Here is a 15,235-nt window from a genome sequence, read left to right as displayed (position 1 = left end):
ATGGCATCAGGAATCAATGAGCGGATCTGGCTGGAATGGCTGGTCAAGGTCCGCGTCATTATCATCACGGTCCTGCTCGCCATCGAACTGGCGATCACCACTCTCACGACGACCAACGTCGACCGACGCCTCTTCGTATCTGTAATTCTGGCCTGGTACTTGGTCGCGGGAGTACACATATTCCTGTTCGTCCGCAAGGCGGACTGGCGCTTGCAGTCGAAGTTGCAGGTTGTTACGGACCTGATTTTCGCAACCATCGTTATTTACACAACGGGTGGCATCGATACTTCATTCAACTTCCTGTACCCGCTCATCATCATTGTTGCCAGCACGCTCCTGTCCGAGAGTTGGGCATACATTGTCGCTGGCCTCTCGTTCGTCATGATGGGCGGAATGCTTGAGCTCTCGTATTTCGAGCTCATCCATTCCTATTCCTACACTCGGCCCGATCTCAAATCGCTACAGGCCATCATCTTCATCAACCTGTTTGCGTACGTCTCGGTGGCCTACCTTGCAAACAAGCTGGCCAACCGAATGCGCCAGGCCGGGCGCGAACTGGCCGACAAAAGCTCCGAGCTCGAAAACCTTCAGGCTCTTCAGGAGAACATCGTCCAGTCCATCTCCAGCGGACTGATCACCACCGACCTAGAAGGCAACATCAAGCTCGTGAACCCCGCCGCGCAGGCACTTCTCGGACGCAGCGAATCGGAGTTTGAGCGCCTCAACGCCCACCATCTGTTCTTCGAACCCCTGCCTCGTCCCGGAGCTCCTCGCATTGAAGTCCACACACGCACCCCGGGCGGTGCTGACAGGATGTTTGGCCTCGGGTGCAGCGCGCTCAAGAACACCAAAGGCGCCACCATCGGCTACATCTACACCTTTACCGATCTCACCGAGATCCGCCGCCTGCAGCACGAGTTGCAATTGCGTGATCGCCTTGCCGCCGTTGGACGCCTTGCCTCCGGCATAGCCCACGAGATTCGCAATCCGCTCTCGTCCATTGCCGGATCGGTGAAGATGCTCACCCGCGTTCCCGCGCTCACCGACGATCAACGAGCGCTGCTCGACATTGTTACGCGCGAATCCGAGCGGCTCAACGCAATCATCTCCGACTTCCTCACCTACTCGCGTGATCGTGGTTTTCAGAACGCCCGCGTAGATCTTTGTCAGCTGCTTGCCGATACTCTCATCCTGCTCGGCAATCGCGATTCAAACATCAACATCGAGCACCTCTTCGCCGTTCCTGAAGCCTTCATTCAGGGTGACGGCGATAAGCTGAAGCAGGTCTTCTGGAACCTCGCCACCAACGCCATGCGTGCCATGCCTAATGGTGGCACCATGACCGTGTTGCTCGATGAATACGAGAACCAGTGGCGCGTACGTTTTCGCGACAGCGGGGCGGGCATTCCGCCGCATATTCTCGAAAAGATTTTCGAGCCCTTCCAGTCCGGTTTCGAAGGCGGCACAGGCCTCGGACTTGCCATCGTCTATCGCATCATCCAGGCTCACAACGCGCACATCAGCGTGCGCTCCGAGGCAGGGCAAACCGAATTCACATTGCTCTTCGCTCAGGCTCCTTCCGAGAGCGCCGCACCTCGTGCTTCGCTCAATGCAGCCAACATCCACGGGCTTGGTCACAGCCATGAAAGCAGGTAATTGATGGGACACATCCTAGTCTGTGATGATGAACGCTCCATCTGCCAAATGCTGCAGATCGCGTTTCAGAACCAGGGCCACCGCGTTGAGACCGTGACCTCTGGCGAGCAGGCCTGTCGCAAGATCGACTCCAGTCTCTACGACATTGTCATCACCGACGTTCGCATGCCTAATGTCACTGGCATGGAAGTTCTACAGCACTCGCGCCGCGTTTCGCCCGACACACAGGTCATCGTCATCACTGCCGTTGATGACAGCGAAGTGCCCATCGAGGCGCTCAACGCCGGAGCGTTCTACTACATTCGCAAAGGCCCCAAGCTCCTCGAAGACGTTCTGAGCGCCGCGGCCCTCGCGATGGATCGGTCGCAACTCCGCCAGCAGAACGCCGCACTTCTACGCGACGCTGCACAACGCAACTCGCTCGACAACATCATTGGCGAGAGCGAGCCCATGTGTAAGTTGAAAGAGACGATCCGAACCATAGCCACCACCAACAGCACCGTAATCATCAGTGGCGAGAGTGGCACTGGCAAGGAACTCGTCGCGCGCGCTATCCACACATGCTCGCCCCGTTCAAGCAATCCATTCGTCAGCGTCAACTGCGGAGCCTTCCCCGAAACGCTTCTCGAAAGCGAACTCTTTGGCTACGTCAAGGGAGCCTTCACCGGAGCCACCTCCAACAAGCGCGGCCTCTTCGAACTCGCCAGCGGCGGAACCATCTTCCTCGATGAAATCAGCGAAACAACTCTCGGCATGCAAGTCAAACTGCTACGCGTGTTGCAGGAGCGTTGTATTCGTCCGGTTGGCGGCGGGCAGGAGATGCCCGTTGACGTACGTGTTATCGCTGCCACAAATAAAAATTTGTTAAAGCTCGTACAAGAAGGCCAATTCCGAGAGGACCTCTATTACCGCCTCAGCGTCATCCCCGTCGAAGTCCCGCCCCTTCGCGACCGCGGAGACGACATCGTGCTGCTCGCGAATCACTTCCTCAAAAAGTTCGCCGTCCAAATGGGCAAGAACGTTGTCCGCCTCTCACCTCAAAGCCTGCAACTCATGAAGGGATACGACTGGCCGGGCAACGTTCGCGTGCTCGAAAATACTATCGAGCGCTCCGTCGCTCTTTCTAACGAAGAAGAGCTTCGCGTCGATCTGCCCAACTCCAGCGCGAGCGCAATTCCTTCTGCCGTTGGTAACGCCGGAGCCCTTGGCGTGGCACTCCCTCCCGAAGGTCTCGATCTTGAGCGCTACATAGCCGACCTCGAGAAAAGCCTTCTGCAATCGGCGCTGCGCCGCTCCAACGGAGTCCAAACCCGTGCCGCCGAATTGCTGAAACTCAGCTACCGCAGCTTCCGCCACATGATGAAAAAGTACGACTTGTCATAAAGAAAAATCTCGAGGGTGCCCCATCCTAAACTCGCTCTTTTCGAGTTTAGGGTGGGGTAGTTGACCTTGACCTTGCCCTAGCCTTGCGAAACCTCTGCGCAGCCCGTCCTCGCCAACCGCGCTGCACCTTTGCTACCCTTTTCTTATGTGGTACATCCTCCGCTTCCTCTGGAACGCAACTCGCGGACACCGTCTCGCCCCATGGCGCAGCCCTTATCTCAAGTGGCGGCTTGAAACCTACACAGGTTTGAAGATGGAAAAATTTGGTCTGCTGCAAATCGTACAGTTGATGTCCCGCGAGTACCGCCAGATGTGGCGATTTCTCCTCTGGACCGCGAAGATGTCCAACTACGCCCGCGTGAAGCCCCGCAACCCCTCGACGCAGGATTGGGGATAATCATCTAACGTCTTGAGGCCTGCAGGATGATTGAAATCAAGCGCGCCTACGATCCAGCAAGTAAATCCGACGGCATCCGCTACCTTGTCGAGCGCCTCTGGCCCCGCGGGATCAAGAAAGACGATCTCCCTCTCGACGCTTGGCTCAAAGACGTCTCACCTAGCCCCGCACTGCGCAAGTGGTTCTCGCACGATCCCGCGAAGTGGACTGAATTCCAAAAACGCTATCGCGCCGAACTCGACGCCAACCCTGACGCCTGGAAACCCATCCTCGACGCCTCCCGCCACGGCCGTGTAACTCTCATCTACGCCGCCCGCGACACCGAGCACAACAGCGCCCTCTTGCTGAAGAACTACCTCGAAACGAAGAAGCAATGACCTTGTTTTTGACCTTCGTGTCATCCTGAACGCAGTGAAGGATCCCTACCGCGATACAAACCTGAACCACTGCTCAAGGTCACTCACCACCCAGCCGCATTACCATTCCACCAGCACTTCGCTTCCTCTGCCTGCTTTTGCCACATGCGCTGCGGCTCCGCGATTGCACGCAATCTCCAGAAAGCCCATGCTGTTCAATACTCCAAACAGTTCTCCCGGCTTCCCTTGCGCATAGTTACTACTGATCCCCTCGGCCTTCGACTGGCCTACTGTGATCCTCATCTGCGCGCCCGCGGCAAAGACTTCTTCTGCATTGTCCGGTGTGAAATTCGTAATCAGATTCCCGAACTTATCCACCTTTAGCACCGCGCCTTTTGCCGCGCGTTCTGCCACCCGCTTTGGTTTCGGCAGCGTGAATCGCACGTAGTCCGTGATCTCCTCACCAAACTTCGCTACTTCGACTCCCTTGCTCATCCACCCCGCACACGGAGCGAACACATCCCGCCCATGAAAGGTGTTACTTACCGGCTGCAAAAAATAATGTTCCGCTGTGATGTGCCTTACCGACACGCGCTCTTCCTGCTCCATCACCAGTGAGAGCACGCCATTGTCTGGCGCAATGAAATAGTGTTTCGAGGTCGCCACCAGCAGCGGCCTACGCGTCGAGCCGACTCCCGGATCGACCACCACGACATGGATCGTGTCTGCGGGAAAGTACTTGTAGGCCTGCGCGATCGTCAGCGCGCCATCCAGCACGTCATACGAGCTAACGGCATTGCATATGTCCACGATCTCCGCTGCGGGATTCACTCCTAGAATCACGCCCTTCATTGTTCCCACAAAGTGATCCGAAGCTCCAAAATCCGTCGTAAGCGTCACCAGCCGTCCAGCAGCCAATTGTTCCTCCCATGCAACTCACTCCAATTCTTTCACGAATAAAAAACGCCTGCCACGAATCGCAGCAGGCGTACTTTTCTCCTTGCTTTTGCTCTTGAAGTTCGTGTCATCCTGAGCGAAGCGAAGAACCCCGACTGTGCCTCCGATCTCCGCTCCGAACACAGGTTCACCACTTCCTGCTCTTGCCTTTACCTCGCGAAGCCACTCATCTGGCCCTACTGCAATACCACCTGCTGACCTTCCTTGAGCCCGCTCAGAAGTTCCGTCTTCGCTCCATTCGAGATTCCAACCTTCACTGCGACTTTGGCCTTTCCTTCTTTTGCTTTCGCATCAGGAATCTCCACCGAAGCCGACTTGTTCTGGTCGTAAATCAGCGAACTTTCCGGAACGTTCAGCACGTTCTTGTGCTCTTCCAGAATCATCTCGGCGTTCGCCGTCATCATGGCTTTCAACTCCCCGCCTGGGTTGTTGATCGAGACCCGCACTTCGAAGGTCGTAACGTTTTCCTTCTCCACGCCCATCGGAGAAATCTTCGTCACTTTGCCTTCAAACGTCTTGTCCTTGAATGACTCCACGCGAATCCTCGCTGGCTGTCCCAAATAGACCTTGCCTATATCGCTCTCATCTACTTTGCCTTTCACATACACTTCGCGCGTGTCGCCAATTGTCATCACCAGCGTCGCCGACGAACCCATCACCAGAATCGAGCTGACCGCATCGCCCACTTCGACATCACGCGACAGCACAATGCCATCAATCGGAGCCACAATCGTCGTGTAGCTCAGTTGCTCGCGCAACTGCGACAGAGTAGCTTCTGCGCGCCTCACATCAGCCCGCGCCTGTAGCACCTTAGCGTTGTTCACCACCACTTGCGCTTGCGCCACATGCTGCTTATTTACGGCGAGCTGATAATTCTTCTCGGCATCATCCAGCGCCTGATGCGACACCACTCCATCCTTCGCCATCGAGAGCGCACGCTCATAAGTCCGCTTCAGCATCGGAACATCGACGCCCTCCGCATCCACCTTCGAGCGCGACAAGTCAGCCTCTGCCGAACGCTGCGTAGCCTGAGCCGATTGTAACTGCGCTTCCGATTGCCGAACCTGCGCTTCCATCTCCACGCGATCAAGCTCGGCGAGCACCTGCCCGGCCTTCACATGATCGCCCGCTTCGATGTAGAGCTTTTTCACGATGCCGCTGGCCTTGCTCTTGATCTCGACCTTCGTGATCGGCTCGACTTTTCCGGTCGCCACCACACTCTTGACGAGATCGCCGCGCTCCACCTTGGCCAGCTTCGTCGGATCGATCTTCGTGCCCGAGCTTCGTGCCGCCGTTAATCCAACGACAGCCACCAGGCACACCACAGCAATGAGTGCCACAATCCAAATCGTTTTGCGCCGGCGCTTGCCGTTGCCGTTTGCCATGATCGCCTCCACGAACTCTGCAACACGAGACTCAACTGCTTACACCCTCATGTACGAACGCCCACCTCCTCCGGTTCCAAACTAATTTTCACGAAGCGCCGTGGGTGCCCCATATACGCTCGCCTCTTTTGGCGAGCGCATGTGGGCTCTAACACCGAACGCGCGCAGCGCGCTCCAGAGGTTCTTCTTCTTTTGTTTTTGACTTTGCCTTTGTATCGGCGTCCCATCCTAAACTCGTGGAATTCGCCCGGTGGCCCACATATGCCTGCAGTTGGCATATGTGGGGTACGCACACTGCTTGCACCTTAACCGAACCAGCACCTCCCGATGCTAAAATCCAAGGCCACCGGTTTTTGAGAGGCTGCGAGAATGTCGCAAAATACGCCCCCTCCAGATGAAGGATCTGCACGCAGGCGCTACAAAATGCGTGAACAGATACTTCCGCAGCCTGTAAGCGGACGCGAGCCGCCTGCGGACACTCCTGAAAAACAGTTCTATCAAGCCATGCGCAACCGGCCCTTCCCCCAGCTCTCGCGGCCAATACTTCTCGGCTACGGCATCGCCGTAATCTTTTATGTCGTCCTTACCGTGTCCCTTATCTACAAAGCTTACGTTGACGGAAGCGGAACAGACTTCCTTTTGCTGGCCGCGATAGTAGGCACCATCCTGGGCATCTTCTTCCTATTGTTGAGACGAAGCCTGCGCTGAGCGCTGCCAGGTGCCCCTCCTAAACTCGCGCCTTTCGAGTTTATGAGGGATAGTTGACTTTTGCCTTTTCCTCGCGAAACCTCGCCTACCTCGCGACACCTTGCGAAACCTTGCTAAAATCCAATACCACTGCTTTTGAGGAGCGCTCTTGTCCACGTTTGTGCTGATGCGGGTCATTGCAGTGATCCTGCTGGTTGCGGCAAATGCCTTTTTTGCCGCTGGCGAATACGCCCTGGTGTCAATCCGCGACACCCGCGTGCAACAACTCATCGACCAGGGGCGCATCGGCGCGCGTACTATCCGCAAGCTTCACCTCAAACTTGACGAAGTCCTCAACGGCATCCAGATCGGCGTCACCATGGCCAGCCTCGCTCTCGGCTGGATCGGCGAAGAAGCCATGGCTCGCGTGCTCGAAGTCCCATTCTCGCGCCTGCCCCACGCGCACTTGTTTGCCCACGGACTCGCCACGCTCTTCGCCTTTACCACCATCACTTACATGCACGTCATCCTCGGCGAAGTCGTACCCAAGTCCATCGCGCTTCAGAAAGCCGAACAAGTCGCCCTCGCCGTTGCCGCGCCACTGGATGTTTTTATTACCGTGTTCAGCCCCGCGACGCGCACCATGGCCGCGTCTTCGCGCTTTGTCCTGCGCTGGTTTGGTTGGAACCAGATTCGCGAAGGCGGCGTGCATACGCCCGAAGAACTCAAACTCAGCATCACTGCTTCTCATCGCTACGGACTGATCTCGACCCTTCAGCAGGACATCCTTCACCGCTCGCTTGACCTCGACAACATCACCGCCCGCGAAATCATGGTCCCGCGTCCAGACATCTTCTCCGTCCCCGGCGACATGCCCTTGGAAGAAGCCATTGTCAAGATCGTCGAGGAGCAACATTCGCGCGTTCCCGTTTATGATGCCGCACGCGGCCCGGAAGCCATCATCGGTGTGCTCTACTCCAAGGACCTCATGCGCTGGATGCAGTTCCGCCTTCGCCGTTCGCCATCCGCGCCTGCAACGCTGCCTTCGCTCGCCGTGCGACACATTATGCGCGATGTGCTCGTGGTGCCTGAAACCAAGCCTCTGCCCGATCTGCTCGACGAGTTCAAACATCGTCGCCGTCACCTCGCTGTTGTGGTCGATGAATACGGCTCGACCGTTGGTGTCGTCACCGTTGAAGACGTCCTTGAGCAACTTGTCGGCGAAATTGAAGACGAATTCGACGTTGCCCCGCGCGCGAACCTCGGCAATTCATCCTCGCTTGTCCTCGATGCCGCGCTGAACATCCGCGACCTCGAGACGCAGTACAACCTCCGTCTTCCTCGCGAAGAAGGTTTTGAGACGCTCGCCGGGTTTGTTCTAACTCAACTCCAGCGCATTCCCAAGCCCGGCGATTCCTTCTTGTATCAGCAGCGTCGTTACACTGTGGTCGAGATGGAGGGCCGACGCGTCGGAGTCGTAAAGGTCGATCTCGTCCCCGATGCGCCGCAGGGCACCGAAACCCTCGACGCAGACACTCCCGGGAGGCGCCCGGCATGATGGGAATAAGATTGATGGTAATCAGATGATTCGCTATCTCTTTGTTCGTCTTTCCTACATGCTGCCCGTCGTCTGGCTTGTCGTCTCCGTGGTGTTTCTGCTCATCCACCTCGTCCCCGGAGACCCCATCCAAGCCATGCTCGGCGAAGGTGCAGCCGGAGCAGACATTCAGGCGGCTCGCCACGCCTACGGACTCGACGTACCGCTGCCCACACAATACGTGCATTATTGGCGCGGAGTATTTCATGGCGACCTCGGACGCTCACTGCGTCTCAACAAACCTGTGAAGGACCTCGTCGCCCAAGCCTATCCCGCGACGCTCTCGCTGACCCTGGCCGCGCTCTCCGTCGCCATCCTGCTCTCCATTCCCGCCGGAGTTCGCTCGGCCACCCGTCGGAACAGATGGGACGACCGCTCGCTCAGCTTCGTAAGCCTTCTCGGCCTGTCGTTTCCCAATTTCGCTCTCGGCCCCATCCTCATCCTCATCTTCGCCATCAAGCTCAATCTGCTTCCCGTGTCCGGAACAGGAAACTGGCGTAGCCTGGTCCTCCCCGCCATCACCATGGGAGCCTCGCTCGCGGCGATCCTCACTCGCATGGTCCGCACCTCGATGCTCGAAGAACTCGGACAGGACTACATCCGCACCGCTCGCGCCAAGGGACTCACCGAGCGCACAGTCGTCTATCGGCACGCCCTTCGCAATGCGATGATCCCCGTCGTCACCGTTATCGGCCTCCAGTTTGGAGCCCTGCTCGCCGGAGCCATCGTCACCGAAACCATCTTCTCCTGGCCCGGCATCGGACGCCTCACCATCTCCGCCATCAGCAACCGCGACTACGCCCTAGTCCAGGGATGCCTCCTCTGCATCGGCCTCACTTACGTAGCGGTAAACTTCCTCACCGACCTCCTCTACTCCGCCCTCAACCCCCGCATCCGCCAATGAAGAAATGACACAAGAGGTGCACCACTTTCAGGTCTATAACATCCACGTCTCCTTTCCCCTTTGCTTTATCATGAAACCTTGCACCCCTCCGGCTCCAACTTCGCTCGCATCCTTACCCGCAACCCCCTTGCGACCTTCGGAGCCCTCATCATCATCCTTTTCATTTTCACCGCCTTGTTCGGCCCGGCGATCGCCCCGCGCGATCCAGCTTCCATCGACCTGCCTTCGCGCCTGCAGGGCCCGTCGCCCCACCATCTCTTCGGAACCGACGAACTCGGCCGCGACATCCTCTCGCGCATCCTCTACGGAGCCCGCATCTCGATGATTGTCGGCACCTCGGTCGTTGCCGGATCGCTGCTTCTCGGCACCATCGTCGGCTCTCTCGCCGGATACTACGGAGGCCGCCTTGACCGCTTCGTCAACGTCATCGTGATGAACGCGTTTCTCTCGTTTCCGGGAATCCTGCTGGCCATCGCCTTTGTCGCCTTCCTCGGCCCCGGCCTTTGGAATCTAATCCTCGCGCTCATCATCGGAGGATGGGTCGGCTACGCCCGCCTCGTGCGCGCTCAAGTCTTGGCCGCCCGCGAACGCGAATTCGTAGAAGCCGCACGCGCCCTCGGAGCGACCGACCTTCGCATCCTTGTCCGCCACATACTGCCCAACATCATGCAGCCCGTCATCGTTCAGGCCGCCATCGGAATGGCCGGAGCCATCCTCGCCGAAGGCACCATGAGCTTCCTCGGCCTCGGCGTCCCGCCCCCGGTCCCCAGTTGGGGAGCCATGCTCAACGACGGACGTTCGCACTTGTTCGACTCTCCACACGTCATCCTGTTTCCCGCCGGAGCCGTCATGCTCGCCGTCCTCGCCTTCAACTTCGTCGGAGACGCCATGCGCGACTACCTCGACCCGCGCTCCCGCATCGAAGCCGGACTCTAGACATATTGTTGTATTTGAGTTGTCATCCTGAGCGCAGCGAAGGACCCCTACAAACGCCTCCACCTCCACAAGGCGCCAGGTCACTTGCTCGCCAGTCCGCTCGGCCGCTTTAACCCGAGACAACGTTCATTTTGAAACTCTCGCTCCGAATCCCTCACCGCCACCCCTCTTCCGGGCCTACAATCCCTCCCCGGAGGACTTCCTCATGCCTAAACTTCAAGACAAAGTCGCCATTATTACCGGAGGTGCGAGCGGCATCGGAGAGGCTGCGGTTCGCAAATTCGTCGCCGAAGGAGCGAGCGTCGTCATCGCTGATCTCCAGGAAGAGAAGGGAACTGATCTAGCCAAGGCTCTTGGCGAAAACGCCATATTTCAGCACACCGATGTCTCCAGCGAATCCGACATTCGTCGGCTTATCGATGCCACCCTCGCTCATTTTGGCCACCTCGACTGCTTCTACAATAATGCGGGCTTTGGATGTGCCACACGTCCCATCACCGAAACTCCAATCGAGGAGTTCGAGTCTCAGATCGCCGTTCTCCTCCGCGGAACATTCCTTGGCATCAAGCACGCGGCGACGGTGATGAAGAAGCAGCGCTCGGGCACCATCGTCAACACATCCAGCGTCGCTGGCATCGCCGGAGGCTATTCCAATCACGTTTACAGCGCAGCCAAGGCCGGAGTCATCAGCCTCACTCGTAGCACCGCTCTCGAACTCGCGGAATCTGGCATTCGCGTCAATTGCATCTGCCCCGGCAGCATTGCCACGCCAATCTTCGTTAACGGCATCCCGCTTTCCAAACAGGAAGTCGAGAAATCGCTCGAGACCATCTCCGAATGCCTCTCCCACGGCCCACTCGGACGCTTCGGAACTCCCGACGACGTTGCAAATCTCGCGCTCTGGCTCGCCAGCGACGAGTCCAGCTTCGTTACCGGACAGGCCATTGTCGTCGATGGCGGCCTCACTGCCGGATGGAAGTGGTCCGACATGAACAACTGGCTTGCAGGCATGTACGGCACCTTGGCCTCGCAGTTCCCAGCCGCCTTCGCCCAACTCACTGGGAAATAGCGAACGCAAGGTGGCCCATCGTTGGCGCATTTCCAACTCTGGGTGTCGACGTGGCGAGCGAGCCAAGCATCTACACGCCCAGTGCGCGCAATAATAAAAAGCCCTCCCAACCGGGAGGGCTTACCTCGCGAACCTTGTTCTTAGTCTCTCCGCTTCAGCGTAGGACGATCATCTCCGCTCTTCGAATCGTCTGTTTTGCTGTTCGGATCGTTCTGCGATGACGAAGCTCTTCTCAGGCTCGGACCCTTATCCTTGCCCTGATCTAGCTTCCGGCGATTTTCCAGTGCAGCCAATCGCGCCTTCACTTCCTGGAATTCCGAAGTGTCCTCCACGTACTGCGGCTTAGACGGGAGGATCGTTTCAATCTCATGCTGCGTGTGTTCCATGCGCGCCGGTGTCGGCGGATGCGTCTCAAACGCCTTCGCAATCGCGCCCGGCTTCTTCTTCTCCAGCGCCTGTATCTTTTCGAAGAACTGCGGGAAGGCCTGCGGGTCATATCCGCTGGCATACAAATACTGCACGCCCAGGTAGTCCGCCTGCGCCTCAAAGTTGCGCTGGAACTTCATGAACGTCAACGGCACGCCAATGCCCGCGGCTTCATACAATCCATATCCCAGCCCTCCGCCCATGAAAATCAGCGGTATCGATGCCAGGTTTGCCAAATTGCCGCGTGTCTGCTGACGCGCAGCATGGCACGCCGCCACATGGGCAATCTCGTGCGCCATAACGCCCGCCAGTTCGGCTTCATTGTCGGCCGCTAAAATCAGACCGCTCTGCACGTAGAAGTACCCGCCAGGGAGGGCAAAAGCGTTTACCGAATCATCGTCCAGCACCTTGACCGTAAACGGAACCTTCGCGTCCGAGTTACGAACGATGTTCTGGGCCATGCGGTTGATGTATTCATTGATCACCGGATCGCTAATCAGCTTGGCGCTTTGCTCCACCTGCATGGCAAAGCTCTTGCCCATCGATACCTGGCTTTCCAGCGAATACCAGTTTCCCAGACCCTTGCTGCATCCCACATTGCGGTTGCCGATTGCGCTTACGTCGTCAGTCTTGCCGTCGTGCGGAAAGTCCAACTCGCCTTTTTCCTGCTTGTCCGTCTTGTTTGCCTTGTCCGTCTTGCTTTCGGCCACCCCATAGCAGGCCAGCGAAAGAATCAACGTGAGCAACAGCGCAATTTTCGATTTCATCGTTTTGCCTTCAGGGCTGAGACAACCCTATCCATATTAGAACTTCCGCCACAGCAGGGGTTGCACAAAACTTCCTGTCCAAACTTCCGCAATTGCTAATTTTACAGCTACAACATAGCCCTTATTCGGGATTGCCATCGCTAACCAGCGACTTCCAGAACATGCTTCTTTATGCGTCGTTCCAAGAATCTCTGGTGTCATCCTGAGCGCAGCGAAGGACCCCTACCGCCGCTCCGATCTTCGCTACCGGTTCCAGGTCACCAACCTCCAGCCGGGTGCCGGGTGCCCCAGGTGCCCCAGGTTCGCCGCGCGCTCTTTGCGCGGATAACCTGGGATAGCAAACTTACCGCATCGCCTCGCCTTTCCCGCCCGAAACGCAGACAATTTCTTCAGCTCTCGATGTGCTAAATCGCGAACATCTCATTCTGGATTACGACTTCTCCACATCCAAAGCGGCTTCCGACGCGTTATACTGCCCAAAGTTACAGTTCCGAAACGTTCCCCGAGGGTACTCATGGCTTCCTTGGCTGAAGGCCAGTTCGCATTTGAAGGCACCAACAGCGATTTCCATCTGTTGGAAGAAAAGATTTATCGCACTATCGAACTGCTCAAGACCGCCCGCGCTCAAAAAGCCGCGGCCGAGCAGGAGTTGGCGCAAACGCGTGAAATGCTCACCGCCAAAACCGCCGAGGCTGACGCCACCCGCAAAGAGCTCGAATCCTTGCAGCGTGATCGTGCCGAGGTTCGCAGCCGCGTCGAGAAGCTTCTCGGCGATGTTGATTCCATCCTCGAGGAGTAGCTCGAGCGCGACCTCCCCGTTTTCCTGGGAGTGCCCTGCATGATTGCGGTACGATCGTTCAGGTACTGAGGTCGTTGTTTTACGTTGCGCTTTGTGCGCTTTAATGTTGAACTTTTGCGTGACCTCGATTAAGCGGGGGAAAGCGAGGGAACCAAGTGGCAGAATCAGAAAAAAGCATTCGCGTTGAAATCTACGACGAGAGCTATCATCTGCGCGGTTCTGATCCAGCTTACATTCAGCGCCTGGCCGACATTGTCGATTCCAAGATGCGCGCCGTAGCCCAGCACACCAATACCGTGGACTCTGCACGCATAGCCGTGCTGGCTGCGCTCAACCTTGCCGACGACTACTACCAGCTCAAGCGCAAGTACGAAGGCATCGAAAGCGAATTGACCAACCGCGCCGGATACCTCGGCCGCGCTCTCGATTCCGCTCTCGACGAACTGCTTGCCGACGAGCGTCGCGCCGGATAGCCTGATTCAGATTTCGCTATGAATAAGCCGCAGCAATGCGGCTTTCTCTTTTGCAAATATACTGATCGACAAGTGCGATAGCGGAAATTTTGACACCCCACTGTCCCACTCGACTAAAAATCTCGAGTAGCCCATTCCCTTATGGATTACAGCACCCAATACCCGCTCTGGTCCGGCATCGGCAAATTGCGTTATGGAAATGCAAACGCGACAGTAGACTGTAGTGTCTATCAGCAGTCTGTCGGCAAGCAGGATCTGGAGATCAAATGCGAAAGTCGTTCTGGGGAATTGCCGCCATTGATAATTGCAGATGACGTGCAGTTGGAAATTCCGGGTGTTCGGTCATTGGACGTGGCGATTAGAGAGAATTCGTGGAATTCCGAAGGACATAGCTCCTTTACCTTGCAGCCCTTGCGAACTCCGTGCTGGTTCTCAAAATCACGTGCGCTTCGTTCTGGCAGGTTTGTCATTGTAAACTTCGCGCATTATTGGATGGGGACGCCAGCGGACCTGAACTTCACACTGAAAGCTGGTGGCTGGAAGGTTGAATTCATCGCCGTTACTGAAAAATCACTTTCCATTCCAAGAATGAAGGCCAACGACGAATTCCGAATAACCCATCAGGCAGAGTTCTCGCGCGAGGACGGTTCGTTATTCACGGATCAGGAGGCGCAAGATTTCCTTTCGAAGTTGGCGCTCTTTCTTTCGTTTTGTCGCGGTCAGTGGGTTGGATTTTCCCTCGCAATTGCGCTCGATGAGAAGGGTGAGATGGCACTTGAACAATGGGGAACCGGCAGGGTCAGTCGTTGGCGCGAGCCATCGGGTTGGCTAGACGAACATCACGGCAACTGCATTGGCCAGGTTCACGAGAAGTTCTTTGAGAAACTGCAAAATGAAAACTGGTTCGATGCAATCAGACATGTGGTGTATTGGTTCGCGCGTGCGGATACCAACAATGTTGGGCCGGATGGTGCCTGTATCCTGTTACAGGCCGCTCTCGAGCGTTTGGCTTGGCACGTCTTGGTGCGTGAACGCAATGCGATTTCAGAAGCTGGATTTCGCAACCTCACCGCAGCCGATCAGTTGCGGTTGATGTTAAACATGCTTTCAATTCCCAGGACGATCCCTGAGGGTTTGCCCAAAATTCGTGCTCTGGGAAACTCAAGGACATTAGATGGTCCGGAAGTATTCACCTTCATCCGCAATCGCTTAACCCACCCACCGAAGCTCTCTGCTGGAAATGAACAATTGCCTTACTATGAAGCCTATTGTCTTGCACAATGGTATGTAGAACTGGCGATCCTCTCCGCATGCGAATATAGCGGCGAATATGGGAATCGCACCATGCTGAGACGCTGGAAGGGGCAGGTGGAGAAGGTTCCGTGGGCTTGATTTGGCCAAGCGTAAACCGATTTCTTTAAGCAAGTTGCGAGCCTACGATCG

At 56.8% G+C, this 15,235-nt stretch carries 15 protein-coding genes; 12 read left to right on the top strand and 3 right to left on the bottom strand.

Going from position 1 to position 15,235, the window contains the following annotated elements:
- From AC6IZD_RS14520 to AC6IZD_RS14505, 4 genes are all read left to right on the top strand, one after another.
- Positions 1–1,656, top strand: a complete 1,656-nt coding sequence (locus AC6IZD_RS14520; RefSeq protein ID WP_497784033.1) for a two-component system sensor histidine kinase NtrB — start codon at positions 1–3, stop codon at positions 1,654–1,656.
- 3 nt (positions 1,657–1,659) lie between these two features.
- Positions 1,660–3,039: a sigma-54-dependent transcriptional regulator gene (locus AC6IZD_RS14515; RefSeq protein WP_497784032.1), complete on the top strand. Its 1,380-nt coding sequence runs from the start codon at positions 1,660–1,662 to the stop codon at positions 3,037–3,039.
- Positions 3,040–3,292: 253 nt separating this feature from the next.
- Entirely contained in the window at positions 3,293–3,436 is a 144-nt protein-coding gene (locus tag AC6IZD_RS14510) for a hypothetical protein (RefSeq protein WP_497784031.1), read from the top strand.
- A gap of 26 nt (positions 3,437–3,462) precedes the next feature.
- The gene (locus AC6IZD_RS14505) at positions 3,463–3,813 is read left to right on the top strand and encodes a DUF488 domain-containing protein (RefSeq protein ID WP_497784030.1); all 351 of its coding nucleotides are present in this window, start codon (positions 3,463–3,465) and stop codon (positions 3,811–3,813) included.
- Positions 3,814–3,912: 99 nt separating this feature from the next.
- Here AC6IZD_RS14505 and AC6IZD_RS14500 read toward each other — a convergent pair whose 3' ends face one another.
- Positions 3,913–4,710 carry an SAM hydrolase/SAM-dependent halogenase family protein gene (locus AC6IZD_RS14500; protein WP_497784029.1) on the bottom strand — a complete coding sequence of 266 codons (798 nt, stop codon included), beginning with the start codon at positions 4,708–4,710 and terminating at the stop codon, positions 3,913–3,915.
- Positions 4,711–4,925: 215 nt separating this feature from the next.
- A complete protein-coding gene (locus tag AC6IZD_RS14495) occupies positions 4,926–6,134 on the bottom strand; it encodes an efflux RND transporter periplasmic adaptor subunit (RefSeq protein WP_497784028.1) in 1,209 nt (402 codons plus the stop codon).
- 423 nt (positions 6,135–6,557) lie between these two features.
- Between AC6IZD_RS14495 and AC6IZD_RS14490 the strand changes: the two genes are divergently transcribed.
- From AC6IZD_RS14490 to AC6IZD_RS14470, 5 genes are all read left to right on the top strand, one after another.
- Positions 6,558–6,842 (top strand): hypothetical protein, encoded by a 285-nt coding sequence (locus tag AC6IZD_RS14490; protein ID WP_497784027.1) that lies wholly within the window; start codon positions 6,558–6,560, stop codon positions 6,840–6,842.
- 148 nt (positions 6,843–6,990) lie between these two features.
- A complete protein-coding gene (locus AC6IZD_RS14485; protein WP_497784026.1) occupies positions 6,991–8,379 on the top strand; it encodes a hemolysin family protein in 1,389 nt (462 codons plus the stop codon).
- A 25-nt stretch (positions 8,380–8,404) separates the two neighbouring features.
- Positions 8,405–9,322 carry a nickel ABC transporter permease gene (gene nikB / locus AC6IZD_RS14480; protein ID WP_497784025.1) on the top strand — a complete coding sequence of 306 codons (918 nt, stop codon included), beginning with the start codon at positions 8,405–8,407 and terminating at the stop codon, positions 9,320–9,322.
- Between the two features lie 78 nt (positions 9,323–9,400).
- Positions 9,401–10,258, top strand: a complete 858-nt coding sequence (locus tag AC6IZD_RS14475; RefSeq protein ID WP_497784024.1) for an ABC transporter permease — start codon at positions 9,401–9,403, stop codon at positions 10,256–10,258.
- Positions 10,259–10,463: 205 nt separating this feature from the next.
- Positions 10,464–11,327: an SDR family NAD(P)-dependent oxidoreductase gene (locus tag AC6IZD_RS14470; RefSeq protein WP_497784023.1), complete on the top strand. Its 864-nt coding sequence runs from the start codon at positions 10,464–10,466 to the stop codon at positions 11,325–11,327.
- A gap of 140 nt (positions 11,328–11,467) precedes the next feature.
- Here AC6IZD_RS14470 and AC6IZD_RS14465 read toward each other — a convergent pair whose 3' ends face one another.
- A complete protein-coding gene (locus AC6IZD_RS14465) occupies positions 11,468–12,520 on the bottom strand; it encodes a M48 family metallopeptidase (RefSeq protein ID WP_497784022.1) in 1,053 nt (350 codons plus the stop codon).
- 514 nt (positions 12,521–13,034) lie between these two features.
- On the opposite strand from AC6IZD_RS14465, the gene AC6IZD_RS14460 reads away from it, so the two are divergent.
- The 3 genes from AC6IZD_RS14460 (at position 13,035) to AC6IZD_RS14450 (ending at position 15,184) form a co-directional block, all read left to right on the top strand.
- Positions 13,035–13,319, top strand: a complete 285-nt coding sequence (locus AC6IZD_RS14460; protein ID WP_497784021.1) for a hypothetical protein — start codon at positions 13,035–13,037, stop codon at positions 13,317–13,319.
- Positions 13,320–13,474: 155 nt separating this feature from the next.
- Entirely contained in the window at positions 13,475–13,792 is a 318-nt protein-coding gene (locus AC6IZD_RS14455; RefSeq protein ID WP_497784020.1) for a cell division protein ZapA, read from the top strand.
- 141 nt (positions 13,793–13,933) lie between these two features.
- A complete protein-coding gene (locus tag AC6IZD_RS14450) occupies positions 13,934–15,184 on the top strand; it encodes a YopA family protein (protein WP_497784019.1) in 1,251 nt (416 codons plus the stop codon).
- Positions 15,185–15,235: the final 51 nt, after the last annotated feature.

It is taken from the genome of Koromonas humicola, assembly GCF_059726255.1.
This window is presented reverse-complemented; position numbering and strand designations above follow the sequence as displayed.

Bases quoted from the DNA above. Each gene is read 5' to 3' on its own strand.
- AC6IZD_RS14520 (WP_497784033.1), top strand. From the start codon at position 1: ATGGCATCAGGAATCAATGAGCGGATCTGGCTGGAATGGCTGGTCAAG.
- AC6IZD_RS14515 (WP_497784032.1), top strand. From the start codon at position 1,660: ATGGGACACATCCTAGTCTGTGATGATGAACGCTCCATCTGCCAAATG.
- AC6IZD_RS14510 (WP_497784031.1), top strand. From the start codon at position 3,293: ATGGAAAAATTTGGTCTGCTGCAAATCGTACAGTTGATGTCCCGCGAG.
- AC6IZD_RS14505 (WP_497784030.1), top strand. From the start codon at position 3,463: ATGATTGAAATCAAGCGCGCCTACGATCCAGCAAGTAAATCCGACGGC.
- AC6IZD_RS14495 (WP_497784028.1), bottom strand. From the start codon at position 6,134: ATGGCAAACGGCAACGGCAAGCGCCGGCGCAAAACGATTTGGATTGTG.
- AC6IZD_RS14490 (WP_497784027.1), top strand. From the start codon at position 6,558: ATGCGTGAACAGATACTTCCGCAGCCTGTAAGCGGACGCGAGCCGCCT.
- nikB (WP_497784025.1), top strand. From the start codon at position 8,405: ATGATTCGCTATCTCTTTGTTCGTCTTTCCTACATGCTGCCCGTCGTC.
- AC6IZD_RS14470 (WP_497784023.1), top strand. From the start codon at position 10,464: ATGCCTAAACTTCAAGACAAAGTCGCCATTATTACCGGAGGTGCGAGC.
- AC6IZD_RS14465 (WP_497784022.1), bottom strand. From the start codon at position 12,520: ATGAAATCGAAAATTGCGCTGTTGCTCACGTTGATTCTTTCGCTGGCC.
- AC6IZD_RS14460 (WP_497784021.1), top strand. From the start codon at position 13,035: ATGGCTTCCTTGGCTGAAGGCCAGTTCGCATTTGAAGGCACCAACAGC.
- AC6IZD_RS14450 (WP_497784019.1), top strand. From the start codon at position 13,934: ATGGATTACAGCACCCAATACCCGCTCTGGTCCGGCATCGGCAAATTG.